Annotated in this window: 29 protein-coding genes and 1 pseudogene; 8 read left to right on the forward strand and 22 right to left on the reverse strand. The window is 48.9% G+C overall.

Going from position 1 to position 25,449, the window contains the following annotated elements:
• On the forward strand, window positions 1-239 hold a 239-nt coding region (locus JG50_RS20685), incomplete at its 5' end, for a hypothetical protein (protein ID WP_033101281.1).
• A 426-nt stretch (window positions 240-665) separates the two neighbouring features.
• On the opposite strand, the gene JG50_RS0111560 is transcribed toward JG50_RS20685, so the two are convergent.
• Window positions 666-848, reverse strand: coding sequence for a hypothetical protein (locus tag JG50_RS0111560; protein ID WP_033101282.1), 183 nt, complete (start codon window positions 846-848; stop codon window positions 666-668).
• Window positions 849-995: 147 nt separating this feature from the next.
• On the opposite strand from JG50_RS0111560, the gene JG50_RS20690 reads away from it, so the two are divergent.
• On the forward strand, window positions 996-1,292 hold the full coding sequence (locus JG50_RS20690; protein ID WP_033101283.1) for a TetR/AcrR family transcriptional regulator: 297 nt from the start codon (window positions 996-998) through the stop codon (window positions 1,290-1,292).
• A gap of 453 nt (window positions 1,293-1,745) precedes the next feature.
• On the opposite strand, the gene JG50_RS0111570 is transcribed toward JG50_RS20690, so the two are convergent.
• Entirely contained in the window at window positions 1,746-1,928 is a 183-nt protein-coding gene (locus JG50_RS0111570) for a hypothetical protein (RefSeq protein ID WP_033101284.1), read from the reverse strand.
• An 895-nt stretch (window positions 1,929-2,823) separates the two neighbouring features.
• Between JG50_RS0111570 and JG50_RS0111580 the strand changes: the two genes are divergently transcribed.
• The gene (locus JG50_RS0111580; protein ID WP_033101286.1) at window positions 2,824-4,464 is read left to right on the forward strand and encodes an ATP-binding protein; all 1,641 of its coding nucleotides are present in this window, start codon (window positions 2,824-2,826) and stop codon (window positions 4,462-4,464) included.
• The gene (locus JG50_RS0111585) at window positions 4,427-5,125 is read left to right on the forward strand and encodes a response regulator (RefSeq protein ID WP_033101287.1); all 699 of its coding nucleotides are present in this window, start codon (window positions 4,427-4,429) and stop codon (window positions 5,123-5,125) included. The genes JG50_RS0111580 and JG50_RS0111585 overlap by 38 nt, the downstream gene beginning before the upstream one ends.
• 123 nt (window positions 5,126-5,248) lie before the next feature.
• On the opposite strand, the gene JG50_RS0111590 is transcribed toward JG50_RS0111585, so the two are convergent.
• The 4 genes from JG50_RS0111590 to JG50_RS0111605 all read right to left on the reverse strand — a co-directional run bounded on the left by JG50_RS0111590 (window position 5,249) and on the right by JG50_RS0111605 (window position 9,011).
• Window positions 5,249-6,295: an ABC transporter substrate-binding protein gene (locus tag JG50_RS0111590; protein WP_033101288.1), complete on the reverse strand. Its 1,047-nt coding sequence runs from the start codon at window positions 6,293-6,295 to the stop codon at window positions 5,249-5,251.
• A 25-nt stretch (window positions 6,296-6,320) separates the two neighbouring features.
• The gene (locus JG50_RS0111595) at window positions 6,321-7,178 is read right to left on the reverse strand and encodes an ABC transporter permease (RefSeq protein ID WP_033101289.1); all 858 of its coding nucleotides are present in this window, start codon (window positions 7,176-7,178) and stop codon (window positions 6,321-6,323) included.
• Window positions 7,153-8,007: an ABC transporter ATP-binding protein gene (locus JG50_RS0111600; protein WP_198055108.1), complete on the reverse strand. Its 855-nt coding sequence runs from the start codon at window positions 8,005-8,007 to the stop codon at window positions 7,153-7,155. Before JG50_RS0111600 ends, JG50_RS0111595 begins: the two co-directional genes overlap by 26 nt.
• 182 nt (window positions 8,008-8,189) lie before the next feature.
• Window positions 8,190-9,011: an ABC transporter ATP-binding protein gene (locus tag JG50_RS0111605; RefSeq protein ID WP_152568565.1), complete on the reverse strand. Its 822-nt coding sequence runs from the start codon at window positions 9,009-9,011 to the stop codon at window positions 8,190-8,192.
• A gap of 376 nt (window positions 9,012-9,387) precedes the next feature.
• Between JG50_RS0111605 and JG50_RS20895 the strand changes: the two genes are divergently transcribed.
• The 3 genes from JG50_RS20895 (at window position 9,388) to JG50_RS20495 (ending at window position 10,645) form a co-directional block, all read left to right on the forward strand.
• A complete protein-coding gene (locus JG50_RS20895; RefSeq protein ID WP_200880757.1) occupies window positions 9,388-10,089 on the forward strand; it encodes an MFS transporter in 702 nt (233 codons plus the stop codon).
• Window positions 10,090-10,093: 4 nt separating this feature from the next.
• Window positions 10,094-10,354, forward strand: a complete 261-nt coding sequence (locus JG50_RS20900) for a hypothetical protein (protein ID WP_258560269.1) — start codon at window positions 10,094-10,096, stop codon at window positions 10,352-10,354.
• Between the two features lie 117 nt (window positions 10,355-10,471).
• Complete coding sequence (locus tag JG50_RS20495; RefSeq protein ID WP_200880758.1) at window positions 10,472-10,645, forward strand: hypothetical protein; 174 nt, start codon at window positions 10,472-10,474, stop codon at window positions 10,643-10,645.
• Window positions 10,646-11,037: 392 nt separating this feature from the next.
• Here JG50_RS20495 and JG50_RS18275 read toward each other — a convergent pair whose 3' ends face one another.
• The 3 genes and pseudogenes from JG50_RS18275 to JG50_RS18280 form a co-directional block, all read right to left on the reverse strand.
• Window positions 11,038-11,832: a nucleotidyl transferase AbiEii/AbiGii toxin family protein gene (locus JG50_RS18275; RefSeq protein ID WP_235281666.1), complete on the reverse strand. Its 795-nt coding sequence runs from the start codon at window positions 11,830-11,832 to the stop codon at window positions 11,038-11,040.
• A gap of 30 nt (window positions 11,833-11,862) precedes the next feature.
• Window positions 11,863-12,447, reverse strand: coding sequence for a hypothetical protein (locus JG50_RS0111620; RefSeq protein ID WP_033101290.1), 585 nt, complete (start codon window positions 12,445-12,447; stop codon window positions 11,863-11,865).
• Window positions 12,448-13,053: 606 nt separating this feature from the next.
• A pseudogene (locus tag JG50_RS18280) lies at window positions 13,054-14,099 on the reverse strand (zinc-binding dehydrogenase); the annotation flags it as partial.
• Window positions 14,100-14,385: 286 nt separating this feature from the next.
• On the opposite strand from JG50_RS18280, the gene JG50_RS0111630 reads away from it, so the two are divergent.
• A complete protein-coding gene (locus JG50_RS0111630; protein ID WP_033101291.1) occupies window positions 14,386-15,078 on the forward strand; it encodes an alcohol dehydrogenase catalytic domain-containing protein in 693 nt (230 codons plus the stop codon).
• A 198-nt stretch (window positions 15,079-15,276) separates the two neighbouring features.
• On the opposite strand, the gene JG50_RS0111635 is transcribed toward JG50_RS0111630, so the two are convergent.
• The 13 genes from JG50_RS0111635 to JG50_RS0111685 all read right to left on the reverse strand — a co-directional run bounded on the left by JG50_RS0111635 (window position 15,277) and on the right by JG50_RS0111685 (window position 25,286).
• A complete protein-coding gene (locus tag JG50_RS0111635) occupies window positions 15,277-16,125 on the reverse strand; it encodes an SDR family oxidoreductase (protein WP_033101292.1) in 849 nt (282 codons plus the stop codon).
• A gap of 101 nt (window positions 16,126-16,226) precedes the next feature.
• Entirely contained in the window at window positions 16,227-16,922 is a 696-nt protein-coding gene (gene araD, locus JG50_RS0111640; RefSeq protein ID WP_033101293.1) for an L-ribulose-5-phosphate 4-epimerase, read from the reverse strand.
• A 22-nt stretch (window positions 16,923-16,944) separates the two neighbouring features.
• A complete protein-coding gene (araB, locus tag JG50_RS0111645; RefSeq protein WP_052154251.1) occupies window positions 16,945-18,654 on the reverse strand; it encodes a ribulokinase in 1,710 nt (569 codons plus the stop codon).
• Window positions 18,655-18,856: 202 nt separating this feature from the next.
• The gene (locus JG50_RS0111650; RefSeq protein ID WP_033101294.1) at window positions 18,857-19,942 is read right to left on the reverse strand and encodes a GntR family transcriptional regulator; all 1,086 of its coding nucleotides are present in this window, start codon (window positions 19,940-19,942) and stop codon (window positions 18,857-18,859) included.
• A 176-nt stretch (window positions 19,943-20,118) separates the two neighbouring features.
• On the reverse strand, window positions 20,119-20,370 hold the full coding sequence (locus JG50_RS0111655) for a hypothetical protein (protein ID WP_052154252.1): 252 nt from the start codon (window positions 20,368-20,370) through the stop codon (window positions 20,119-20,121).
• Window positions 20,371-20,381: 11 nt separating this feature from the next.
• Complete coding sequence (locus tag JG50_RS20700) at window positions 20,382-20,969, reverse strand: sodium:solute symporter family transporter (RefSeq protein WP_235281668.1); 588 nt, start codon at window positions 20,967-20,969, stop codon at window positions 20,382-20,384.
• Window positions 20,917-21,999 carry a sodium:solute symporter family transporter gene (locus JG50_RS18285; protein WP_235281671.1) on the reverse strand — a complete coding sequence of 361 codons (1,083 nt, stop codon included), beginning with the start codon at window positions 21,997-21,999 and terminating at the stop codon, window positions 20,917-20,919. Before JG50_RS18285 ends, JG50_RS20700 begins: the two co-directional genes overlap by 53 nt.
• 33 nt (window positions 22,000-22,032) lie before the next feature.
• Window positions 22,033-23,463: an L-fucose/L-arabinose isomerase family protein gene (locus tag JG50_RS0111665; RefSeq protein ID WP_033101312.1), complete on the reverse strand. Its 1,431-nt coding sequence runs from the start codon at window positions 23,461-23,463 to the stop codon at window positions 22,033-22,035.
• A gap of 28 nt (window positions 23,464-23,491) precedes the next feature.
• Complete coding sequence (locus JG50_RS0111670) at window positions 23,492-23,749, reverse strand: hypothetical protein (protein WP_152568566.1); 258 nt, start codon at window positions 23,747-23,749, stop codon at window positions 23,492-23,494.
• Window positions 23,750-24,056: 307 nt separating this feature from the next.
• A complete protein-coding gene (locus tag JG50_RS0111675) occupies window positions 24,057-24,512 on the reverse strand; it encodes an Hsp20/alpha crystallin family protein (protein ID WP_033101296.1) in 456 nt (151 codons plus the stop codon).
• A gap of 36 nt (window positions 24,513-24,548) precedes the next feature.
• Entirely contained in the window at window positions 24,549-24,701 is a 153-nt protein-coding gene (locus tag JG50_RS20105) for a hypothetical protein (RefSeq protein WP_160173861.1), read from the reverse strand.
• Between the two features lie 88 nt (window positions 24,702-24,789).
• On the reverse strand, window positions 24,790-25,026 hold the full coding sequence (locus JG50_RS19405) for a hypothetical protein (RefSeq protein WP_081943892.1): 237 nt from the start codon (window positions 25,024-25,026) through the stop codon (window positions 24,790-24,792).
• Window positions 25,027-25,046: 20 nt separating this feature from the next.
• Window positions 25,047-25,286 (reverse strand): hypothetical protein, encoded by a 240-nt coding sequence (locus tag JG50_RS0111685; RefSeq protein WP_033101298.1) that lies wholly within the window; start codon window positions 25,284-25,286, stop codon window positions 25,047-25,049.
• Window positions 25,287-25,449 lie beyond the last annotated feature (163 nt).

The following is a 25,449-nucleotide window of genomic DNA, read 5'->3' on the forward strand; positions in this document are numbered from 1 at the left end:
GAAGCGTATGGGGTCATTATAAAAATATTATGAAAAAAACAAGGGAAATATGGGATGATTGGAAAGTGACGAGTAATATTCTCCGGTTTCTATTCTTATTTATTGCAGCCGTCGGCTCATTTGGGATGGCTATTGGCTTTCCAAAAAATTGGTCCAGCGATATCGATGCACCCATGATCAATTCATTAGTGTCCATCTTCGTGACTGTGCCAATTACCTTATTGACCGGGGCGGAATAATTTTGGTTACCGCTTATTCGGCCAAATTGAAAGAAACTATTTCAAATTGCCCAAGTATGCGTTTCAGGCAGCGAACACAAAAAAATGACTCGAGAAACCATAACGGCAACTCCAGTCCATATACGGAAAACCCAGGGATGACACGCTCATATTCATCCTGAGCATCTGTAATGGCCAACTTAGAACGAAAACAGCGAAGCCTGCTGGATAACGGATACTTTACGCGGGGGCGCAATCCGTTTTTAGTTTAAAACTGTGAGCCTAGCACTGCCAGTACAATCTTGCGTTTCACAATGAAGAACCAGACGATAAGTACCCACAGGAACATTGGCCTCAAAATTAGCATCGGAATATCCACCGTAACGGAAAGGATAATTGGAATCCCCTACTGAGAGATACCATTCAAAACCTGAACCGTTATTTCCTTTATCTATCTACTTGGATTTTGACATGATACCCCGCCGGAACATAAAGTGCCCTGGTTTGCTTATACACATCGCCGTAATTCATCCCCACAAAAGATGAATCATAGGTTGAAGCGGCTACCGGCGAAGCCATTAACCCGACTGCTACCAAGAAAACAAATAATCCCCCTAATACTTTTTTCATCGTGCATCCATCCTTTCTCTTCCTCAAGATTCAAAAACCTACCAGTCAGTATATATAAACCGACTAGTTGGTTTATCTTTATTTTAACCATTTTCTGTGTCATAATCAATACGCAAATTAAAAAATTACGAAAATAGAGGATATTCCATGAAACATCAAGAGATGACGGAACGTACAATTCGAAAACTGATGGACGCAGGGATTGTTTTGTTTGCCAAGTATGGCTACAGCAACACCAGTATCAACCAGATTGTTAAGGAAGCCGGACTATCCAAAGGCGCATTTTATGCTCACTTCCCAACCAAAGAGGATTTCTTGATGAAGGTGCTCCGCCATGACCTGTCAGTACTTGCTCAAGTACAAAAAGAGCTGGCTGATCAGATGGAAGAATGGCGACAAGACCTTACGCGGTTGTTTGAAGTGATGAAGAAAGAAAACTCATAGGCAGTCCGCTTGATGCAAGGACGCTGGCGACTGCCGCAATGGCATTGTTCAACGGGTACAATGTGCAACATTACATTGATGATCGGATTGACATTAAGGAAATCCTGCCAGTATTTATTGAGCTGTTACAAGTTCAATCTCCTAAAGAATGGTCAGCATTCATATAAGTTGGCCTTGGCTTACTGATGCTCAGGATAAATATGAGCTTGTCATCCCTGAGTTTCCTGTATAAACACGAATGACTTGAGTTACCTTTATGGTTTCTCAAGTCATTTTTCCGTTTTCGAACAAGAGGGACCTGGCCAAGATCACACTTAACTGTTCCCAAGTTACCTGTGGTCGCATCAAATCCATCCTTTGGATCAAAAAAAGGACGTCCGCAGTGGGATGGAGGTAGCGAACGCCGATTTTGCCACTAATTGGTTGTTGAGTCTCCTTGAAACGGGTGATTTTTTATTTCTTCGGAAAATATTTTTCAATTCGTTTTCGTGCCTCTTCCTGAATCTTTTGATACCCCGGATCTTCCCTCCATTCTTTCTGAATCCTCTCCCGTTCCAGTTGATGCTTGGCGCAAACGATATCCGGGTAATCAAAGCTTTCTCCACAAACCCGTAAGAAGTAGACTCGGGGCTTCATTCATCTTCTTCCTCCTCTTGGATTTGTTCCGCCATCGATAAGCTTGTTTGCTTCTTTTTTTATCCCTTCTCGATTTCTTCCCGTTCTTGTTGCAATTCTTCCTCGGTTTCTTAAATGTTCATCAGTCTGTGTTTCAAACATGTCTTATAAAAACAGATAAGGCCCACCCTCAAAAGAACCTTTGACGGCAGGACAACTGACTCACTCCCTGGAACGTTTCGATCCTCTTACCGGGGGTGTATCTATTGATACTACTCAACTTGTTCAAGCTAATGACATTAATATTGGAGAGTTTCTATCCTCCTACTGGAGGTGTATTTATTGATTCCATTGATCATGCTTTGGCGTCTTGTGCAAGGTTTTATAGTTTCAATCCTCCTACCGGAGGTGTATCTATTGATTCGACGAAGCCACCTGAGCCAAAGCGGAAGACGAAAAGTTTCAATCCTCCCACCGGAGGTGTATCTATTGATTCGGCGTTCACTGTACTCCTTAATTTTATTGGGCTTATTCGTGGTTTTCCGAACATCTCCCCGATTTGCCCAGGTTTCAGGCTTTTTTGACTGGATAACCTCCGTCCAAAAAGTCTGGGATCCCTTTATTTTTGCGGACTTTGGCGTTTCCGAACAACCCTTGGGTCTTTTTCGAAGCTTCCGGTGTTCGCAAATGCCGGGGAGAATTTTTCTTATTTTATTTTCAATTATAAGTTATCCATTTTGTTATTCGCAACCCAGCCTGACTGAAAGGACGGGGCTGATCTGCATTCCAATTTCGCCCGGGCGCAAGCAGGAATCCCGTAAAAATCCCCCCTTCGATGTTTTAATCTCTTTTGATTGTGATAATATTATTTGAAATATTATTAACAATATTCCAACCAATTATAACGAGGTCCATGATGAACTTCTCCCTTAAACCATTTTCGTTGCGGACAAAAATTAACATATTGGTGCTGCTGATCGTCGGTTTCGTGCTGATTCTGGTGATGTCGGGCCTGTCCTGTAACATTATCCAGTCGCGGTTTGAGGAAACCGGCAACCGCGCCCTTCTCCTTGCCAAAACCGTCGCCGGCATGCCGCAAATCCGGAATGCGTTTCTCCAAAAAAACCCTTCCGCGCAAATTGAACCGCTCGCCGAGGAGATTCGCAGGAGAACGGGGGCGGAATTCATCGTGGTGGGCAATATGCATCTCATTCGGTACAGCCATCCCAATCCCGCAATGATCGGCAAGAAAATGGTCGGCGGGGATAATCAATACGTATTGCACGGAAAAGAGAGCATTACCCAGGCTGCGGGAACACTCGGTCTCTCGATTCGCGGCAAAGCGCCGATTTTTGATGAACACCGGCGGCAAATCGGGGTCGTGTCCGTCGGTTTCCCCGTGCAAAATATATGGAACGATATTTTTGCTTCGATCAAGCACCTGGGGATGGTGGCCGTGATCGGACTGGTATATGGCTTTATGGGTGCACACCTGCTCTCCGGACACATCAAAAAACAGCTTTTCAACATGGAGCCTCATGAGATTGCCTTGCTCTCCCAAAAACAGCACGCGATTATGGAATCAATCCGGGAAGGAATATTGGCCGTTGACCGTCAGGGCAAAATCACCGCCTGCAATCAGGAGGCCAAGCGGCTCATCGGTCTGGAACCTGACTGTGACATCATTGGCCAACCGATTCGCCAGATTGTTCCCAATTCCCGGTTGCCCGAAGTGCTCGAAGAAGGAGTCAGCCAGTTTGATCAGCCGATGATCATCCATAACTCGCTGATCATTGCCAATCGGGTGCCGGTTCTGTTGAATGGACGGGTCATCGGTGCGGTTTCCACTTTTCGCGATAAACTGGAATTGGACAAAATGAATCAGCAATTGAATGATGTCCGTCACTACGCGGATGCCTTGCGCAGCCAGCGACACGAGTTTTTAAACCGCCTGCATACCATTTCGGGGCTCATTCAAATGCAGGAGTATGAGCTTGTACGCGAATTTATCAACCAGGTCAATGAGGAACAACAACATCTGATCGAATTTTTCATGTCTCGCATCCATGATCCAGCCGTGGTCGGAATTCTGATCGGCAAAATAAACCGTGCCAAGGAGCTCGGAATACAATTGACCGTTGATCCCTCCTCCCATCTGCGAGAGCCATGCCCTCATCGGGAGGTGGTTATCTCCGTTCTGGGAAATGCGATTGAGAATGCTTTGGAAGCGCTCGCAGAAATGCCTGACAGGAAGGAAAAAGCGCTCGTTTCCGTCTATATCAACGACCAATCCGATTCGTTGCAGATCCGGGTAACGGATAACGGCCCCGGAGTTGATCCCGAACTGGGACAGCACATTTTTGAAAGCGGGATATCCACCAAAGGAAAAAATCGTGGCTTCGGCCTGGCCATCGTCTCCCGGCTGGTGGCGAAAGCCGGGGGAAAGATTGCCATGATTTCCGCAAATTCCGGGGCGACGTTAGAAGTGAACTTGCCAAAAGAAGAGGTGGTCATCTTTGATGCCGACACCGATCCGCGCCGCCGTTGTCGACGATGACTTTATGATTGCCAGATTGCACGGCAAATTGGTCGAATCGCTCCCCGACTATCAATGGATCGGCACAGCCCACAATTATCGCGAAACGCTCGATCTGCTGGAGAAGCAAAAGCCGGACCTCCTCTTGTTGGATGTTTACATGCCGGATCAGTCCGGTCTCGAAGTTCTGCGAAGCATCCGTTCGCACAACTCTCCGTGTGATGTGATCCTTGTGACGGCGGCCAAAGAGCTGGAAGTGGTGGAAGAAGGGTTTCGCCTGGGTATTTTTGATTATTTGATCAAGCCATTTGACCTCAACCGGCTGAAAAAATCCTTGGAAAAATATTTGTTGTTCCGAACCCGCCTCGCCAAATCGAATCAAAAGTTCATCGACCAAATGGTGGTGGATGATCTCAAAAAATTGCGCTCGGTCACCCATTCGGACAGATCCTGGCAACAAAAAGGAATCGATGTTCGGACATTGGAACGGATCCAAGCTTGTCTGGCCCGGTCAAACGGGTTTCTCAGTGCCGATGAAGTGGCTAAACTGGCCGGTGTGAGCCGCTCGACCGCCCGTCATTATTTGGTCTATTTGGCGGAAGAGCAGCTCGCCGAGGAGCAGCTGGCGTACGGAACGGTAGGCCGTCCCCAGTGCTTGTATCGCCTGAAATCCCCCAAGTGACTTTTCTTCTCCAAAAACGATCAATCCACCCGGGATGAAAGTCCAAAAGAGGATTGGACAAACATCTTCCCCCCGACAGATCAGCCCCGTTGGAACAGATGTCCGGCGGGGCTGAAAACCGGGTTATTGGCCTGCTTGATTTGCCTTTTCAACGAATTCATTCGTATAGGTCTCTTCCAATTTCACGTGCGCCTGTTTCAGCTTCGGCTTAAAGGCAGACAGTACTTCATACACTTTGGCCGGGCCGTCTTCCGGCATCTTTCCGTCCGGGGAAAACATGGACATGCTGCGGGACAGCGCGCTCACATACATCTGTTTGTCCCCGGCATAATACGCTTTGGGCAGCCGGCTGGCGATTTCTTCCGGCTTATGGGTTTGCATATAATTCAGCGTCTTGCTGAATGCATTGACCAATTTTTGCACAGTTTCCGGATGGGACTTAATGTAGTCCGATCTCAAGTAAAGACAGGCCGCCGGATAATCCCCTCCAATCGCCTGCCTCGTCCCGCCGGGGGTCGACATGTCCACAAGGGGCACAGCGAGATGTTTTGCCTGCAAAAGGGAAACCGTCGGTTCGGTTGTAACTGCCAGCCCGATTCTTCCCTGCTGCATGGATGCGATCAGCGTGTTTCCGGCACCGACAGGAACGGGAATGTAATCTTTTGACGTATATCCACCCTTGACAACAAGATAATTGGCGAGAAAGTTGGTGGAAGCCCCGAGCCCGGTCACGCCGATTTTCTTGCCCTTGAGATCACGAACCCCCTTGATTCGGTCTTTGTCCTTATTGTCAACCATCAAGGTTTCACCCGGGGTGATCCCCAACTGAATGACTGACTTCAGGTATTTTCCCTTCGACTGCAAATCGATCGTATGATCATAGAAACCGACCACGGCATCAACCTGTCCGGCAACGAGCGCCTCCTCCGCCGATTGCCCGGATCCTTGGTTAATCAGTTCAACATCAAGCCCTTCCTGTTTGAAATAACCCAGATTTTCAGTCAGTTTCGCCGGCAGGTAGATGATTTTTTCCATCCCGCCAACCATAATCTTGATTTCGGGCGGCCCGGAACCCTCCGGATCGGAAGAACTGCAACCGGTTGTCAATAAAGGGAGCATCCCGATCAGCGTTAAAACGGCTGCCAGTCTTTTGGTCAGAATCTTTCTCACTTCATTTCCCTCCCTTTTGGATGATTTACTCCTGCTTTACATGACGCCAGGCGATAAACCGCTTTTCCAGACAACCCACAGCCCAGTCGGCGATCAGCGCGGTAACCGAGAGCAGAACCATGGCCGCAAATACCCCGGTTGTGTCAAACGCCCCCTGCGCCTGGGAGATCAAAAAGCCGAGTCCTTTTGTTGCACCGATGAATTCCCCGACGACCGCCCCGACCAGCGCAAAGCCAAAACTGGAATGCAGGCTGGAGAGAATCCAGGTCAGCGCCGAGGGGATAATCACATGAAAGGCCAGTTGTTTTTTGTTGGCGCCAAGGAGCAGGGCATTGTTCACCAGATTTCTGTCCACTTCGCGGACTCCCTGAAATGCGTTGAAAAAGACCACAAAAAAAGTGAGAGTTACACCCAACGCAACTTTGGAGGACATATCCAGCCCCAGCCACAGAATAAAAATCGGCGCCAGGACTACCCGGGGCAGAGCGTTTAACATTTGAATGTAAGGACCGAAAATAACGGACAAAACTTCGCTCATGCCAAGGGCATATCCGGCAATCACCCCGAGAATCACTCCAAGCACAAAAGAGATGATCGTCTCTTCAAACGTGACGAGAAAATGGATGTACAACGGTCCCTGGCTCGTCCCGTTCTGAAACCAGTCCGCAATTTGCAGCAAAATCGCCTTGGGACTGGAAAAGAAGAACGGGTCGATGATTTTCCAATCGGCCAGCAGCTGCCACGAACCGACCACCAGAACAAATACGGCAGCTTGCAAGGCCAAGTTGCGAAAGCGGCGTTTGACCGCCTTGGCCCGCATTTCGCTCCGCCGGGAAACCTCCTCAACCGAAGCGGTACTACCTGGACTGATAAGATTGCTCATAGCTGATCATCACCTCGTCGCGCAAATCATTCCAGATTTTCTCGTGCAGTTTCAGAAACTCCGGGTCGAAACGGATTTCGGACACATTTCGCGGCCGGGGCAGATGAATGCGGTAGTCTCCTTTAATGGTTGCCGACGGCCCGGCAGTCAGGACGATCACCCGATCGCTCAGGGCAATCGCTTCCTCCAGATCATGGGTAATAAAAACGACGGAGGCCGATGTCTCTTCCCAAATCGTCAGCAATTCATTTTCCATCAATGAACGGGTATGAACATCAAGGGCGGAAAACGATTCATCCATCAGCAGGATTTGCGGTTGCACGATCAGGCATTGCGCCAAAGCAACCCGTTTGCGCATCCCGCCCGACAATTGGTGCGGGTAATGCTTTTCAAATCCTTTCAAACCGACCCGCTCTATCCACACTCTTGCCTCATCATAAGCTTCAGCCTTGCTAATTCCGCGTAGCCGAAGGCCGAGCGATACGTTATCTATCACCGTTTTCCAGGGAAAGGTATTGTCGGTTTGAAACACACAAGCAGCTTGTTTGTTCAACCCCTGCAGCGGTTCCCCCTGAATTTTGACCGTGCCGCCCGTCGGCTGTTCAAACCCGGCGATCAATCCCAATGTCGTCGATTTGCCGCATCCCGTCGGCCCGACAAACGAACAAAATTCCCCTTTGGCCATCCGCAAATGGAGATCCCGCAAAACGGTATGAACTTCACCGGAAGGTTTGACATACTCTTTCGTCACCCCGGCCAGTTCAATCATCGGCGGCTCTGCACCGCCCGTTTGTTCATTTTGGATTGGATCATTTTCCGCTAAACGCAATTTCCATCCTCCTCTCCTGTACGAAAGCGCTTTAATTTGAATTCTATATAACATTCTTATTGTTTTGTATATTTAGTCGAAAAGTGTGAAATAAACAATAAAAGAAATTTTGTTGATTTTGCCGATGAAAGAAACCATTTAAAAAGCCGAAATCCAAGCGGGTTGGAAATCGGCTGTCGGAATTACCGTAAGGTTCTGATCACTTCCGGATCATTTGTCTTCGTTTCGGAAACGGAAAGCCATGCCCGATCATTTCGCCAGTTTACTTCGACCGGGGTTTCAAAAAAAGCAGACAGGTTGGAACTGTTTAATACGGTCCGCGTTTCTCCTTTGGCAAAGACACGGCCCCGGCGAAGCAACAAGGTATGGGTGAAGATCGGCAGTATTTCCTCAATGTGGTGAGTCACAAACAGCAGATGAGGGGCATCTGAACTTTCGGCCAGCTGACGAATACTGGACAGCAATGCCTCTCTGGAGAGAAAATCAAGCCCGTTGCAAGCTTCATCCAAAATCAACAGTTTGGGTGAAGCCATCAAGGCGCGGGCAATGAGCAGCTTCTGTTTCTCCCCTTGGGAACAGGTTTGATAGGAACGGTCGAACAAATGGCCGCACTCCAATTGCTCCATCAACTGACGGGCTCGTTTCACATCATTTTCGCCTGTTTTTTCGTACAGACCGATCGAGGCGAACTTCCCGCTGAGCACCACATTTTGCGCCCGCTCCCGTCCATTGATTCTCTCTTGCAGAGACGAACTGACCCAGCCGATCGACTTCCGCAGTTCTCTTAAGTCAACTTTGCCAAACGGGTGGCCCAACACGCTGATTTTTCCTTGCGAGGGCCAGAAATAACCGTTTATGAGATTGAGCAATGACGTTTTCCCCGACCCGTTCAGCCCCAATATCGCCCAGTGCTCACCTGGTGAAACCTTCCAGTTGACCTGATGGAGAATCGTCTGATCTCCCCTTCTCCAAGTAACATCGTTCAGTTCAATGATGGCCGCCAATCTTGATCTCTCCTTTTCCGGTGAAAATCCCATCGCAAGCCGGGGCATGGGAACCCCGCTCCCGTTTTGCTCAGTCTCTATTTCGGTTGTTCCGAAAAGACACAAAGATGTTCCTCACTTGTTTCATTAACAACCTTACGAAATTATTCGTTATGATATAATATTCTCCCATTTTTAACAACAACCCAAAAGGCTGAACAAGCGGAGATTTAACAAAATACGGGACACTGATTCATTTTCACACATACACTGAATATTACGAATATAACAAATCTGTAATAGTATAATAACATGTCGCTATAAAAATAGTTTCAATCCAAAAATGAAATTCCCCAACCAGGTAACTGCGAAATACTTCCAAAGGAGGCGGTGGAGATTGAACAACACGCTCCCAAACCGGCGTTGGCTTCGCATTATTCCCCCTGCAATTTTGGTATACATCGTAGCTTTTATGGACCGCACCAACATCGGATTCGCGATGGCGGGCGGAATGGATCGGGAGCTCGGGATGACAACTTCCCTATCCGGACTTGCTGCCGGAATTTTTTTCGTCGGGTATATTATCCTCCAAGTTCCCGGCGGAATCATTGCCGAAAAAGGAAGCGCAAAAAAGTTTATCGCCTGGACGATCATCGCCTGGGGCACACTGGCCACCGTGACCGGATTTGTGCAAAACGCGACGCAATTGATGATTCTCCGGTTTCTGTTGGGAGTTGCTGAAGGTGGGGTTTGGCCGGCGATCCTGGTTATCATCAGCCACTGGTTTCCCAACGAAGAGCGCGGGCGAGCCAATGCGTTCTTCATGATGAATATTGCAATCGCTTCCATTATTACCGGCCCTTTGTCCGGATGGATCTTAAGTATTTGGAACTGGCGCATGGTGTTTATCATTGAAGGGATAATTTCACTGGCTTTGATCTTCGTCTGGCTCCCTCTGATCAGTGACCGGCCGCAAGATGCGAAATGGATTTCCGAACAGGAACGAGACTATTTGGTGAAACGCTGGCGTACGGAACAGGAGTTGCTCAAGGCAAATCCGCAAGGCCCCCGCCTCATTTGCGGAACTCTTCGCAAATAAAAACATGTGGAAGTTAATTCTGATTTATTTCTGCTATCAGACCGGTATTTATGGCTTTACCCTGTGGCTTCCGACCATCATAAAGCAATTGACACATGCGGGAATGGGAAGTGTCGGGATTCTGTCCGTTTTTCCGTACATCGCAACGATGATCGGGCAATACCTGTTCGCAACCCTGTCCGACCGGAGCATGAATCGAAAACTGTACACAGGGTTGCCGTTACTGGGTTTTGCGCTCTGTTTGCTGTTATCCGTTCAATTCTAAAGTCAGATTTGGGTATCCTTTGCCTTTCTGGTTGGATGCGGATTTTTCCTGCAGGCCGCATCCGGCGTTTTCTGGGCCATCCCTCCGGTTCTCTTTTCGGCCAATGTTGCCGGGGCAGTGCGGGGAGGAATCAACGCACTCGGGAACCTGGGCGGTTTCCTCGGTCCGTATATCGTGGGCTGGCTGACTGCTTCCTTCAGCCCCGGAGCAGGAATATACGGGTTGATTCTATTCCTGGCGACAGGATTTCTCCTGACACTTTCCTTGCCGGAAGCGACTACTGGTAAATAGTCAGAAAATTGAAACTGATGGGCATCGGGGTAAGAACAAACATCTTCCGGAGCAGAATTAAAAAAGTCCTCTCCCCAAAAACACCGGGGAGAGGGCCTGCTTTTCCTTCGGACTTCTTACTCCGCAACGTCCAAATTCGTTCACCGATGGCAGCATGGAAAAGAAAAGATCCGGAAAAACGATGAGAGAACCGGGGATGGCCCAAAGCTCTTTACACATCAAGATCATGATGGTCCCTGCGAATCCAGAAAGGACAAACCGAATATTTCGTATTTATCATCCTTCTCTTCCCTTATGTCGGACTCGGCAAATGATCAAATGAATTCTTATTAATACCCGGCATGGTCCATCACTCTGCGTAAATCAGTCACAAACTGCATAAAATATTCTTCCTAATTTTGGCTGCCGGCAAAGTCTTTCAGATCAGAATCATTGGATAATGATTCATACAATCCTCTCAAATCATCGACAAGAACCTTTTTCATATCCGCTTTGGTAATCGATTGATCCATCCTGCATTCATTGACGAGGGTCTGCAATGTTTCTTGAAGGTCAAGGTGATCATAGGACGGATGAGATAACAAAAACTTTAAATCATAAAGATCTTTAAACCTAGGTCTGACAATCGTTTGATGCAACTTCCAAGCAACCTGGACCGAGAGGGGGATGGTGTACGGAACGATGAAACGATCTCCATAAACGGTCCGATACTCTAACGGAACAGGTTTGACGTCCAATTCCAAGTTAAACGAAATATCCAGAAAAACGGAATCATATTCATCATAATCCTCATCAGGATCTCTTGGCTCATCTGTGAAATAATAAGCAAGATATGTATTGACTGTCGGAAAATCATCTGCCATGGCATAGTCTATGTTTCTCCAATATCCATATTCTTGAAAACTCACAAACTTGATTCCGTCGTTCAAATCCATTTCTGTCACTTGAGTCATCCAATTTGTGAAAGTTTTATAGGCTTGATTGACATCTGTGATTTTCTCCAAATACAAAAAGTCGATGTCTCCAACATACCGAATATCCGGATTCTCCAAATATTGTCTCGTTAACAGACTTCCTTTTAATGCAAATGGCATATCCACCAGTGATATCCTTCTCAAAAGCGCCTCCATCACAACCAGTTCGATTTCCGTCCAATCCATATCCTTTAAATTTTCCCGACTGATCACGATTCTCTCTCCCTGTTTTCATGAAACCTCTCACGAAAGCCATCCACGATCCAATTCTTCTCTGCTGTCGTAGATACATAATTCATATTGTTCTTTTACAAATTCAATGCCATTTCCCTTTAAAACAGAATGGATCTTCTCTACTCTCTCATAGAATTTTTCCTTACTTTCATATTCTCTGACGGTTATAAATCGCACTTTTCCATTGGCATTTAAAGAGTTTCTGGAAAGATGCCCGCCCAGACCTGCGCACAAATTCTTTACCATGGCAACATCATCAACCTCAATTTTTCCATGCCATTCAAAGTAAGGCTTAGAATGCTTGGTCAGTGGTTGATAAAAGTACTGTTCTTCATTTGGAGACGTCTCTACTTTTTTTCTCATGATGGTGAATCCATTTTCTTGAAACTTGGTTACAATCTTGTCGACTTCTTTATTCGCTTCATGAAAATCCGTCCTTTTAATCACTCCCGTAAACATTGGCTGACGGATGTAATCTCCTTTATCCAAGACGATCATTAGAGGTTTGACCTGTTCCGATTGACAAAGCCTCATGAATGCATCCCTTTCAGCAGGGCTTAAATCCTGGACTGTAATGTGAAATTCAAATTCCATTGGTCTCACTCCTGGATATATCTTTCATTATGTTTGCGCCATTTTTTAATTTTAAAAATAATAAAAAACATTTATCAAGAACAGTCAATTTTGGAATTTTGAAGGCTCCCCAGCCCATTTGAGTCGTGTAAATGATGAAAATGGAGCAGAGGCAATTATACGTCAGGGTATTTGCCACATTGCGTCAAGCACGTTGCTTTCATGGTCTTTGGCTTCGGATGCACTTTCCAACAGATCGATATGATGTAGGATTACAGCGCGGATCGGCTCCAATTCCGCCTCTGCTCACTGCTCGTCCAGGATCAGCCCCCCCTGCCAGGCGTTTGCAATCTCTTTCGGGTATTCCTCTTTACTTTGTCTGACAAGATCTTCCGTTTGGATCAACCAGCTGCGCTTATCACGGTCCCGACGTTGCCTTCTTTACGATCTCCATATCCATTCCTCCCCGGATTGGTGCGGGAACGGCCAACCCGATCTGTCCATGTGTATCATTCTCAACCCCGGTTTAGAGAGAATCAGCATCGGTCAATTCTCCATAAAAGGGAGTGATTCAACTTTTTTCAGGCACCTCCGGCAAAATCGTTGATCTTGGCCAAAATCACCCCGTCACTTGGACACTTGCAAGATCACCTTGTTCGCTTGGCGTTCGGCGAAGAGCCGATATCCTTCCGGCGCTTTCTCCAGAGGCAGACGATGGGAAACAACCACCGTCGGATCAATCCGTCCACCCTGCACCAGTGCCAGCGTCGTATCAATGTCACGGTGGATATTGGCAACTCCGAGGCGAAACGTCACATCTTTCACCAAACTGGCCATCAACGGATAGGCAAAGGTATCTTCCGCTGTAATGCCCACGGCGGATATGCGCCCGCCCCCGCGAACAAGCTCAAACCCCAAAGCAAGCGTGGCTGAACCTCCAACTGCTTCGATCACAACGTCCGCCCCTTCACCGTCGGTCCATTCGCGGATTTTTGCTTCCGCATCCATCTTTTTGAGGGAACCGGGATCGCACCCAGCTGCGCGGCCAGCTCGGTCCGCTCTTTGACGAGATCAACTGCGAAGACCCGGGAAGCTCCCAGAGCAAAGGCACTCTGAACTGCCATGATCCCGACCGGACCGCAACCGATCACGGCAACGTTTTCTCCGGGCTTCAAGCCGCTGTTCACAACGGCTCCGTAGGCAGTGGTCAGAATATCTCCGGTAAACAACGCCTGTTCATCGCTCAACCCATCCGGAACCCGTCGCAGGGTATAGTCCGCATACGGAATACGCGCGAATTCAGCCTGTGTCCCATCCAAATTACCGAAGGCCACGCCGTAGCCCAGTACACCTCCAAACCGACACTGGTTATAGTGACCACGCCGGCAGGTTCGACATTTGCCGCAAGCAACGTGAAAGGCTCCAACCACCCGGTCCCCCCGTTTGAAACTTTGCACTTGTGGCCCCACTTCTTCGACTACCCCCACATACTCGTGTCCGATGATCGCTCCCGGCATCATCCCCGGGATCGTGCCGTGATAAAGATGCAAATCGGATCCGCAAATCGCCGCTGTCGTAATCCGCACGATCGCATCAGCAGGTTCCTGTATCACCGGATCCTTCACTGTCTCAACCCGCACATCACCCACGTCGTGAAATATGACCGCTTTCATCCGCGTTTAACCCCGCCTTTTATTTGAATATAAATTCATATAAATCTACCTATATTTTATTATATTAAGAATATTTATACAACTAAGTTCATCCCGTCTTGTTCCATGTCGATATTTTTTGCAAATTTGCAAAAAAGCCTTGTCAAGAAGTGACTCACTAAGATAAAATAGCATCAAGACTATTATATAACAGATTAAAAAATCAGATATTGTAATATTACAACAACTGACCAATGGTTTCATACAACAGCGAAATATAAAAAACCGAATCAGGGGGAATGAACCGATGAAAAATGACGTTTTCCAGCGTGATCGCTTTTCCCAACAGAACATAAAAGGGAAAATTTTGCCTCCCGGAACACCCTTTATCCCTCCCTTCACTCCCCTTCCGGAGTGGCAGTATGCTTACCGGGTGATCATCTGCCAGAACGACCAAAGCTGCCGCCAAATAAAAGCCGTCAGAAAAATCGTCCCCGTTGCCAAACCGAAACCAGGCCAAGTGTTACTGTACATGCTGGCAAGTGAAGTAAATTTTAACGAGCTTACCGGGCTGGCCCATGAGAACCAACCGGAATTCACCGTAACCGGTCACCGCGGTCTGGGGCTGATCGTGGCAACCGGCGATGACGTAAAACGGGACAACGGGCTGAAAGTCGGAGATATGGTCACTGTTCATCTGGTGAAAAATCCGATACCTTCCGCCACAAACACCAATGGCCCGGAAACCAGGCTGATTACACGCCTGCTCGGAACCCATCAGCAGTTTGCCCTTTCCCCCGTCACGCAGGTTACCCTCCGGAATCGCCTGTGGGAAAGTTATTGGAAGCAAAAAGAGCTTGCCATCAAGATTATCCCCTTTGCAAACCTTGAAAACGAGCAGGACGGACTAGATGACACAGATCTCTGCATCATCCGGCATGCGATGCCTCGCCTGGACCTGACGGACAGCCATGAATTGTTCCAAGCATGGAAGGCATAGTTCCAAACAGGCTAAACAGGTGCAATGATCGGAGCGATCATGGGTTTTGACACGGGAACAGATGATTAAAAAAGTGGTGATTCATGCAATGAACATGAATCACCACTTCAGCAAACCACTGCTCTGAAGATTTTTACTGAACGTTCATCCACCAGGTTTTTGATACGACATGAACGCTTCCTGTCGTCGGATGCGCCTTCAAACTCCGGAATACGCCAAGAAACCGCCATCCACCGGAATAGTAATCCCGGTGACAAATCCGGACATGTTTTCGTCCGCCAACCAGAGCAGCGTTCCCAACAGGTCTTCGGGGGAACCGAATCGTCGCATCGGTGTATGAGACAGGATTTTCCGCGAGCGTTCGGTCAGGGAGCCATCTTCATTCAAGAGGAGACTGCGGTTTTGTTCCGTCAGAAAAAAACCGGGGGCAATGGCATTGACCCTGATCCCGACATCAGCCATATGAACGGCCAGCCATTTCGTGAAATTTTCGATTCCCGCTTTCGCCGCACTGTAAGCCGGAACCTTTGTCATGGGGCTCGGTGCGCTCATCGACGACATATTGATCACAATGGCCCCTTTTCTGCTGATCATTTTTCGCGTAAAAACCTGAGTCGGAATCACCGTTCCCAGCAAATTCAGGCTGAACACATATTGAAATCCTTCCGGGCCCAAGTCGAAAAATGTCTTCACTTCCTCCTGCCCGAGATCGCTGATCTTCAGCGTTTCATGTGTTGTAATGCCCTCGGGGTGGTTTCCGCCGGCACCGTTGATCAAAATGTCACAAACGCCCAATTCCTCCGTCACAATCTTTTCCGCCCGCTTGACGCTTTCCGCATCCAGGACGTCGCAGGAAACAGCAATCGCTTCACCGCCCGATCTTCTTATCTCCTCCGCGACTTTTTCACCTTTCTCCCGATTGCGATTCAAAATCGCGACCTTGACTCCTTGCCTGCCGAGCTCCCTGGCCATCGCGCTGCAAAGGACGCCGCTGCCGCCGGTGATCACGGCCACCTTTCCCTTTAAATTCCCGTTGACTGGCAGCATCTTCTTCCTCCTCCTCTTTTCGTGAAGATGTGTTGCAGTCCGGTTCGCGGATGATCAAATGCTTTCTCAGCAAGGAATCCCGGATATCCCACAGTGTTCCGTCATCCTTGCCCGTAGTACGCATGCACACCATGTTTGCGCAGATAATGTTTATCCAGCAGAAATTGGCTGACCGGGGTAACCGCCGGGTTCAGCTGGCAGGTATGGAAGGATATTTTGGCGATTTCCTCCAGCACGACGGCGTTGTGAACGGCATCTGCAGCATCTTTTCCCCAACAGAAGGGCGCGTGCTGGTATACGAGAACGCCGGGTATATTCGCCGGATCAATCTCCTTCTCCTGAAACGTTTCAATGATGACCTTTCCCGTTTCGTGTTCATACGCCCCCTGAATCTCATCAGAGGTCATTTCCCGTGTACAGGGAATCTCTCCATAAAAATAATCGGCGTGCGTGGTTCCAAGCACAGGAATCGGCCTGCCAGCCTGTGCCCATCCCGTCGCCCAAGGGGAATGTGTGTGCACAATTCCGCCGATCACAGGAAACGCTCGATATAAGGCCAAGTGCGTCGGAGTATCGGAAGAAGGTTTCAACTTCCCTTCCACCTGATTTCCATCCAGATCAACAACGGCCAGATCCTCGATCTTCATCTTTTCGTAAGGTACCCCGCTTGGCTTGATGACGACCAGCCCCTTCTCCCTGTCGATTCCGCTCACGTTCCCCCAGGTAAAAGTGACCAAACCGTGGAGAGGAAGCTGCTTATTGGCTTCCAGAACCTCCCGTTTCAGCTGTTCGAGCAACTCCGGTCCCTCCTCTGAAGCTCTATTCGTTCTCCGCTCCTTCGCTCGGCGCAGACCGATCTCCGTTTGCGGTTGCCGTTTTCTTGATCTGTTTCAGTCTTTTCATCACGTTATTTTCACCGCGGCCAAAGTAGTCGTAAAGTTTTTTGTACTCTTGATACAGCTTTTCGTAAACGGCTGCATGTTCCGGCAACGGCTTATAATACTCATCTTTTACTTTCGCCATTTTCCTCGCCGCCTCAACAATCGAATCGTACCCGCCCCGCTCCTTTCCGGCCGCCACTGCTCCAAACATGGCGGCTCCGAGGGCCGGCGTTTGCGCTGAGGCCGAAACGCGGATTTCCATGTTAAGCACATCGGCATAAATTTGCATCATCAGGCGGTTTTTTTCCGCAATGCCACCCGCCGCGTAAAGTTCATGGATGGGAACCCCGTGCTCCCTGAATGTTTCCACAATCATTCGGGTGCCATAGGCAGTCGCTTCGATCAGGGCGCGGTAAATTTCTTCCGGCTTCGTATGCAGGGTTGCTCCGACAATCACTCCGGTCAAATCGGCATCGACCAGTGTTGAACGGTTGCCGTTCCACCAGTCGAGCGCGATGAGACCGCTTTCACCGGGGTTCAGGAGGCTCGCCTTTTCCGTGAGTAGCTGGTGAATATCAATCCCCCGCTCTTTGGCTTCTTCCATATAACGGGCGGGCACACCGTTTTCAACGAACCATTCAAAGTGGTCTCCGACACAGGATTGCCCTGCCTCATAGCCGATCAGTCCCTGAATCACCCCGTCTTCAACCGCTCCGCAGATCCCGGGAACAGCCTTTTTTTCTTCACCGAGCAAAATATGGCAGGTGGAAGTGCCCATGATCATCAGCATTTTGCCCGGTTCGGTAATTCCCACAGCCGGCGCCGATACATGTGCATCGACATTGCCTACGGCCACGGCCGTTCCGGGCTTTAATCCCGTTAATTTCGCTGCCTCCGCCGTAAGTTCGCCCGCCTTGGAGCCGATCGGATAGAGATCCGTACTCAATTTCTCTTCGACGAGTGTTGCCAGACGCGGATCGAGTGATTGAAAGAACTCCCGGGACGGATACCCTTCTTGTTTATCCCAAATCGCCTTGTATCCGGCTGTGCAACTGTTCCGCTTCACTTCTCCCGTGAGCCTGGAAACCACCCAGTCGGTCGCTTCAAGCATCTGATCCGCCGCTTCATAAACCTCCGGAGCTTCATTCAGGATTTGCCAGATTTTCGGGATCAGCCATTCGGAAGAAATCTTGCCCCCATACCGCTGCAAAAATTTCTCTCCCCGCTGCTTTGCAATTTCATTCAAGCGATTCGCCTCTTCCTGCGCGGCATGATGCTTCCATAACTTCACATAACTATGCGGATTCTTTTTAAATTCTTCCTTCATGCACAACGGAATCCCGGCGGCATCAACCGGAAGCATGGTGCAGGAAGTGAAATCGATTCCAATCCCGATCACATCATCAGCTGAAACCGCCGCTTTCTGCAATACTTCCGGGATGGTGACCTGCAAAACCTCCAGATAGTCCGCAGGATGTTGCAGAGCCCAATCCGGCTCCAATTTGGTCATGCCATCCGGCAAATATCGATCGATTACCCCATGGGTATACGCTTTGATCGCGGTTGCGATTTCCTTTCCTGTTTCCACTTCCACCAGCACGGTTCTCCCTGACAGGGTGCCAAAGTCAACACCAATGCTGTATTTCATACATCTCCTCCCCTCCGGCGATCCGAATGCACTGGTTTACACACTCACGGACTGCTTCTTTACCGTTCTCCATTGTTCCGAATGATCCGTCTGTTTCTGCGATTCCGGATCCCCCCAACCGGGATGGCGGGGCGCAAGTTTCGTTTCCTCCATCGTCCCGCGCCTCACGCCCGCCGGCTTTGCAACTGAAGCATGTCGTTTTTTACTTTGTACCGCCCCATTTTCCCGTGGAACTTCTCACAACCAATTCCGGCTGAAAGACGAACGACTCGATGGCATGACCCCGGTCTCCTTTTTCAACCGCTTCGATCAGCAATTTGGCGGCCATCTCCCCCATCTGCATCTTCGGATGCTTGATCGTGGTCAACTTCACTTCGGATGCTTCTGCCAACAAAGAATCGTCGTATCCGACAACCGAAATGTCCTGCGGCACCTTCAAAGCCAGCTCGCGGATCACATCGAGAATGGAGAGAGCGATTTCATCGTTATAGCAAAAGACGGCTGACGGCCTGTCTCTCTCCCTCATCAAACGGGCAAACGCCATTCTCGGTTTTTCCTCTTTTTCTTCTGTTCCATAGGAAATGACCATTCCGGGCTGAACTGGCAATCCGGCCTCCCTGTGCGCTCTGAAAAAACCTTTCATCCGTTTGATGCCTTGCAGATCATCTGTCTTAAACAACCCGGCAATCCTCCGATGACCAAGCTCAATCAGGTGCCTTCCCGCAAGGTAACCTCCAAGCTCATCATCCATCGTCACACTGGGCGGTTGCAGATTGGGATAATAAGCATTAATCATGATATAAGGAATGCGCTTTTGTTCCAGGGTCAGGTAATAATCAAGGTTCTCATTGTACAGGGCGGTCTTGGTCGGCTCCAGAATCAGACCGTCCACCTGTTTATCCAGCATCATCTGCAAACACTCTTTTTCATCTTCCGGCCGGTTGTTGGTACTGGCGAGCAAAATGCCGTATCCCTTGGTGTTTAAATATGATTCCGCTCCACGTATAATGGACGGAAAAATGTAATCCGATATATATGTGGTGATAATTCCGATTATTTTGTTGGATCTTTTTCCCGGAAAACCGTTGTAAAATGTCCCGCGCCCCTGCTCTCGGTACAGCCAGCCCTCATAAACCAAATCTCCGATCGCCTGGCGGATGGTATGCCGGCTGACCTGAAACAAATCAGCCAGTTCATGTTCGGATTTGATTTTTTGATGCGGCTTGACTTCCCCGTTAACCAGCCAAGCTTTAATCGTTTCTTTTACCTTGCTCCGTTTTGTGGCCATATTTTCCACCTTTACAATGAATTAGTCACACAGCCAGTATACCATACAGGAAAGCAGCCCCGACCCCGCAATATCACCCAATGAACAGGCGCGATTCCGCCACGGCGACCTTCAGGCTTACAGCCGTTTCCGAACCGTTGACCCTCCATCGCTATCGCTTACGCTTTTCCAACGCCTCAATGGGTTCTTTCCGAAACTGACGTTTCCTTCATTTTCGCCAAACCCACTCTCTTTCGAAGTGAAGCCGCCAAGAAAACCAAACCGAAGAGGAAAATCACAATTCCCCACCAGAGGTTGATGTTCCAACCGTGGAGCACCGCTTTCTGCGGATTGTAGAGAAATCCGTAAACCCCGAGAATCACCCCGTAAATCACGAAGAGAAGGCCAATCAGAAACCGAAGGTCATAAAACAGACTTGAATCTTTCATCGGAAGCCCTCCTACCAGAACCAGATATTAAAGCCGATAAAGAAGAGACAGAGGATTAAGGCGATATAACCGGGACGCTTGTACCAGGCAAGATCGTCATAGGTCGGGTACGCCCCGCGGCTGTATACGACTCCTTTCAGCTCTTCCGCCGGCTTCTGTTTGGTGAAGAAACTGACCAGGACGGTGATCAGGAAGGCAACCAGCCATGCCCACCAGGCACGCCAGAAATTGCCCGCCTGCGGACTGGAATAAAAGTTGTCGGGAAGAGCCACGTACAGGATCAATGCTGTGGCAATACCTGAAACCAATCCCCAAAATCCTCCCCAGGGCGTCGCTCTTCTCCAAAACATTCCGAGCAGGAAGGTGGCGAACAAGGGCGCATTGAAGAACGAGAACAATGTCTGCATATAATCCATCACACTGGGAAAATCAGCAGCTACATAAGCAGCGCCGATGCTGATCAGGACACCGACAATAACGGTCCGCCGACCCATTTTGACATAATGTTGGTCACTGGCCCGTTTATTGATGTAAGCCTGATAAATGTCATATGTCCAGACCGTGGTGAATGCGGTTACATTTCCCGCCATGCCGCTCATGAAACTGGCCAGCATCGCGGTCAAACCGAGCCCCAGAATACCCGGGGGGGTAATACCGTTCAATCAGGAGAGGCAAAGCCAGATTGTAGCTTGGCCCGTCCGGCTTGCCGATATCGGGAAAGATGACGGCGGCTATTAAACCGGGGATGATGACCAGAAAAGGGACAAGCATTTTGAAGAAAGCGGCATAAATCGGCGTATTTTGTGCAGAACGCATGTTTTTGGCGGCGAATGCCCGTTGCACCACGAGAAAATCGGTTGTCCAGTAGCCGAAGGAAATGACAAATCCCAGTCCCAGCACCACACCAAGCCAGTTGATGCCCATCGCATTTTCCCCGTTGCTCCCCAGATTGGACCACAGGTGGGTAAAGCCTTCAGGAAGGCGATGCGCCATCCCGGCCCATCCTCCCAGTTCGTGCATGCCCAGAATCGGGATCAGCAAAAGCCCAAGCCAGATGAGGAAGAACTGGATCACTTCCGTAAAGATGGAGGAAGTCAATCCGCCCAACCCGACGTAAATCAACACCACGACCGCGGAAATCAAAATGCTGGTATTGATCGACCAGCCAACCAGAACCTGAAGAATCAGCGCCATTGAGTAGAGGCTGACCCCTGACAGCAAGACTGTCATAACGGCAAACGTAATCGCATTGACAGCCCGGGTCGCCTCATTGTAACGGATTTTCAGATATTCCGGCACTGACCGTACCCGGGAAGCATAGTAAAAAGGCATCATGTACAGGCCGAGAAACAACATGGCCGGAATCGCACCGATCCAATAGAAGTGGGAAGTCAGCATGCCATACTCGGCACCGTTGGCCGCCATCCCCAGCACTTCAATCGTCCCGAGGTTGGCCGAGAGAAAAGCGAGGCTGGTAATCCACGTTGGAATCGATCGGCCGGACAGGAAGAAATCATCTCCCGTCTTCATGCGATTTTTCAGTAAAAACCCAATCCCGAGAACAAAAACGAAGTAGATGGCAACAATGAAGTAATCTATGAGACTGGCATTGAGCAAAGCGTGCTTCATATCGGTTCCCCCTGTCCCCTTCTCAAAAGAAAATTACCCTCTGTGATGATAGACGCTCCAACCCAAATACTTGCCCATAGCCTCTTCCAACGCTTCTGCCGTCTGGCTCAAATTGACGGCCACATGGTGCTCAAAGCCCCGTTCGCAGATGTACCGTAACAACCCCTGCAGGTTGGGAATCCGGACCACTCCATACCCGCCGAAGGTCAAGAGGGGATCGTTTGTCAGTTCTCCCTCACCCACATAAGCTTCCAGCTTTCCGCTGAGGTCATTGGTTGAAACCCGTGCATAGGTGAAAGCTCCCGGCTTAACCCGTCCAACTACAGTACCGTAAGTATTTTCCTTGCCCACAGTTCCCGCGATAATCTCCTGATAGTCCATCGATGCTTCAGCAAATACATCTTTGGGCAGGTTGCTGCAATGGAAGATCACGGCTTTATCCGGATCATCGCCATAGTTGTTATTCCAGTCAACAATTGCACTCGGCCGGTTGGCTGCTTCCTGAAGAGCGTACATCCCGACCAATCCCGGAACATCCACCTCGCAGGCGCTGGGCAGGAGATTATTGCTCATAATGCTCATGATCGTACAGGGAACAACACCGAAATATTCCTCCATCGAAGTCCAGCACTGAATCGCCGTCGCCGACAGATCGCAGTCTGTCATCCAGCGGTCAATCACCACGCCCAATTTGGACATGCGCAGCATACTCTCTTCCGGAATCCCTTTGGTGTCGATATAAGTGCGAATCTCCTCCAATTTCTGTTTGACCGCAGAGTCTTCATCCGACAAACGGTTGGCCCTTCCCAAAATTTCGGACAAATCGATTGTTTCCACACTGATCCCGTTTGCCTCAAGCAGTTTCTCACTGTAACGGACGGTGTTGAAATCAGCAGGCCTTGCCCCGATGGCGCCGATCCGCAGCCGTTTGAGACCTTTCACCACCCGGCAGATGCCGGCAAACTTATGCAGATCCCTGCGGAATTCCAAACTGTCCGGATCAACCGTATGCCGTGTCGTCAGCGTGTAGGGAATCCGGTATTGAGCGAGGTTATTACAGACTGAGATCTTCCCGCAAAAACTGTCTCTCCGGTCCTGAACCCTCATCTTTGAAGGATCATCGGCAAAAGCGTGTACAAGAACAGGCACATTTAATTCAGCCAGTCGCAGGGTGTTGGCAATCGACTTTTCATCCCCGAAATTGGGGAGAGTAACCAGAATGCCGTCGATCTCCTCCCGGTGCCGCCGGAAGAGGTTGGCGCATTTCCTTGCATCTTCCAGCGTTCCCACCGCCCCGTATCTCGTCTCTTCCGGGGAAAGAATCACCGCTTTGAAGCCTTCCTCTTGCAACACCTGGATGATCTTTTTCCTGCCCTCTTCGCAAAGATGTCCCGGAAAAAAACCACGGTTGCCGACGATCACCCCCAATGTCACCTTCCGCTCCCGACCGTTCTTCACTCCCATATCTCCTTCCTCCTCTGCATGTTCTGTTTTATCTTGCATGACGAGTCAACTCCGGATCCATTGCCTGATCCACCTTGCACGGCAGAACCGCCGGCCGGTCAATGAAAATCCCCGCTCCCGGCCCGCCATCCGGCAATTGATTGTGAACATACCTGCGCTCCTTCATCTCATCGGGTGAAACAACCTGCAAATGTCCATACAACCGGCCGTACCAGTGACTCCCTGATTTTCTTAGCTGCTGTCGTTTTCCACGTTCTCCATTCTCCCCCCATTCCGCCAACACCATAATTGAAGCGCTTTCAACAAATGCTGTACGAATTTGGCCCGTTTCTTCCGACAAAACGAGGGATAACGAACGCCATCAATTTGTACGTACAAGTTAGTCCGATAATCATCTTGTACGACCAACTTATTTGAATACTAACACAACGATTATTATTTGACAATATGAATTTATAAAAAAATAGTAGTATTCAGATCAAATTACATATACAAACCCGCCCCAACAGGCTGTCTTCGAGCAAAAAAAAGACTTGATTCTTCCTTCAACACATCAAAAGGGGAAGGATTCATTTTTTATGACAAGCCATAGATTAAGCGTGCTGAATCATGATTTCCGTAAAGTTGTTTCTTTTATCTTTAGGAATGTAAATCTCCAACATTCCATTTTTATAATGTGCCTCACTCCCCTCGCAGTCGCCTCTCACCGGCAGCGTAATCAATTCTTTGTCTTCGTTGATCCCGGTGATCATCAACCGATTCACGTCCAAAAAGAGGCGAATATCCTTCACATCGGTATTTTCCGGTGTCGGCACTTGTACGACCATCTTGTCATTTTGCTCTGAAATATGATATTGTTTCGGGATCGAATACGATTTTTGCAGGTCATGATTTTCTGAAAAGGCTTTGTCGAGCGAAGTCTTGATGATCTCTTCCATCCAGTTGAAATCCACGGAAAAAAGGGAACGGCCAGTTCCGCCTGAAGCCTCCTGGAACATCCGGTTCATCTCTTCCCAATGAAATCCCCAAATATTTTTATCTTCTCTCATCCCGTTTCTCTCCCTTCATCCTGATAAAAGCTAAAGTCAGGCTCCGGCATAGTTATTCGCATCAACGCTATAGTTATCCACGATATCGGAATCAAAATTGATCAGTTTTTTTGTGGCCATCCAGCTGTTCCCTTCAAAGGTCTGGAGATTCCCAATATTCTGCTTGCTGGAATTGCGATTCTGGACCACGTTGACCCCCAGATTGATGGAACCCGATGTCGATACGGCATTGGATAAAAAAAACCGAAATGAATGGAGGCAGACATGAAATCCCTCCCTACAATTGCCCCCCACCGAGGTTTTGGAAGTCGGTGGCAAGCTGATCGATATTGTCCATATCGAGATTTTGGTAAATGATTACCGGAACATTGTTGAAACCGATGCCCACGCTGCGGGCAGCACTGTTGTTCTTCATCGCGTTCCGATTTTGGATAATGTTTTGCCCGACACCGATGGAGCCGCTGGATGCGATATTATTGCTGCTCAGAAAACCAAAACTGAAAAAATTCGGCATGACCAAACGATCCTTTCGATTCAGGATGGATCTTTCATCTGATAGTTGTCCCCGCTCCACCCGCTGATATCTTCAAAATCGGGATCAACAACCCCCACCATCTCTCGTGCTGTCCTTAACCGGCCGGAACCGGTCAAAAGCGTTGACAGGTTTTGTTTTTGCAAGGAACGCTGGGTAATTGCATTGCTGCCGTTTGCCATTGCAGCATTTTGCGCGCATCGCTCCACTGAGAATCCACCGACCTTGATTCGCAAAACCATCATGCTCCACTCCAATCTTTTTTCTGTAATTGCAGATGAAAACCACTCATTTATAATGGCTTCTCGCTTTCAAAACTCTCTGCTTCGCTATCCTAACAAAGTCTGACGATTCACACTGTCTGCAGAAGAGTTGCTTTCGCATCTCCCTTTTCCGGTCTCAGGT

The organism is Thermoactinomyces daqus, from assembly GCF_000763315.1.
GTDB classification, from domain to species: domain Bacteria; phylum Bacillota; class Bacilli; order Thermoactinomycetales; family Thermoactinomycetaceae; genus Thermoactinomyces_A; species Thermoactinomyces_A daqus.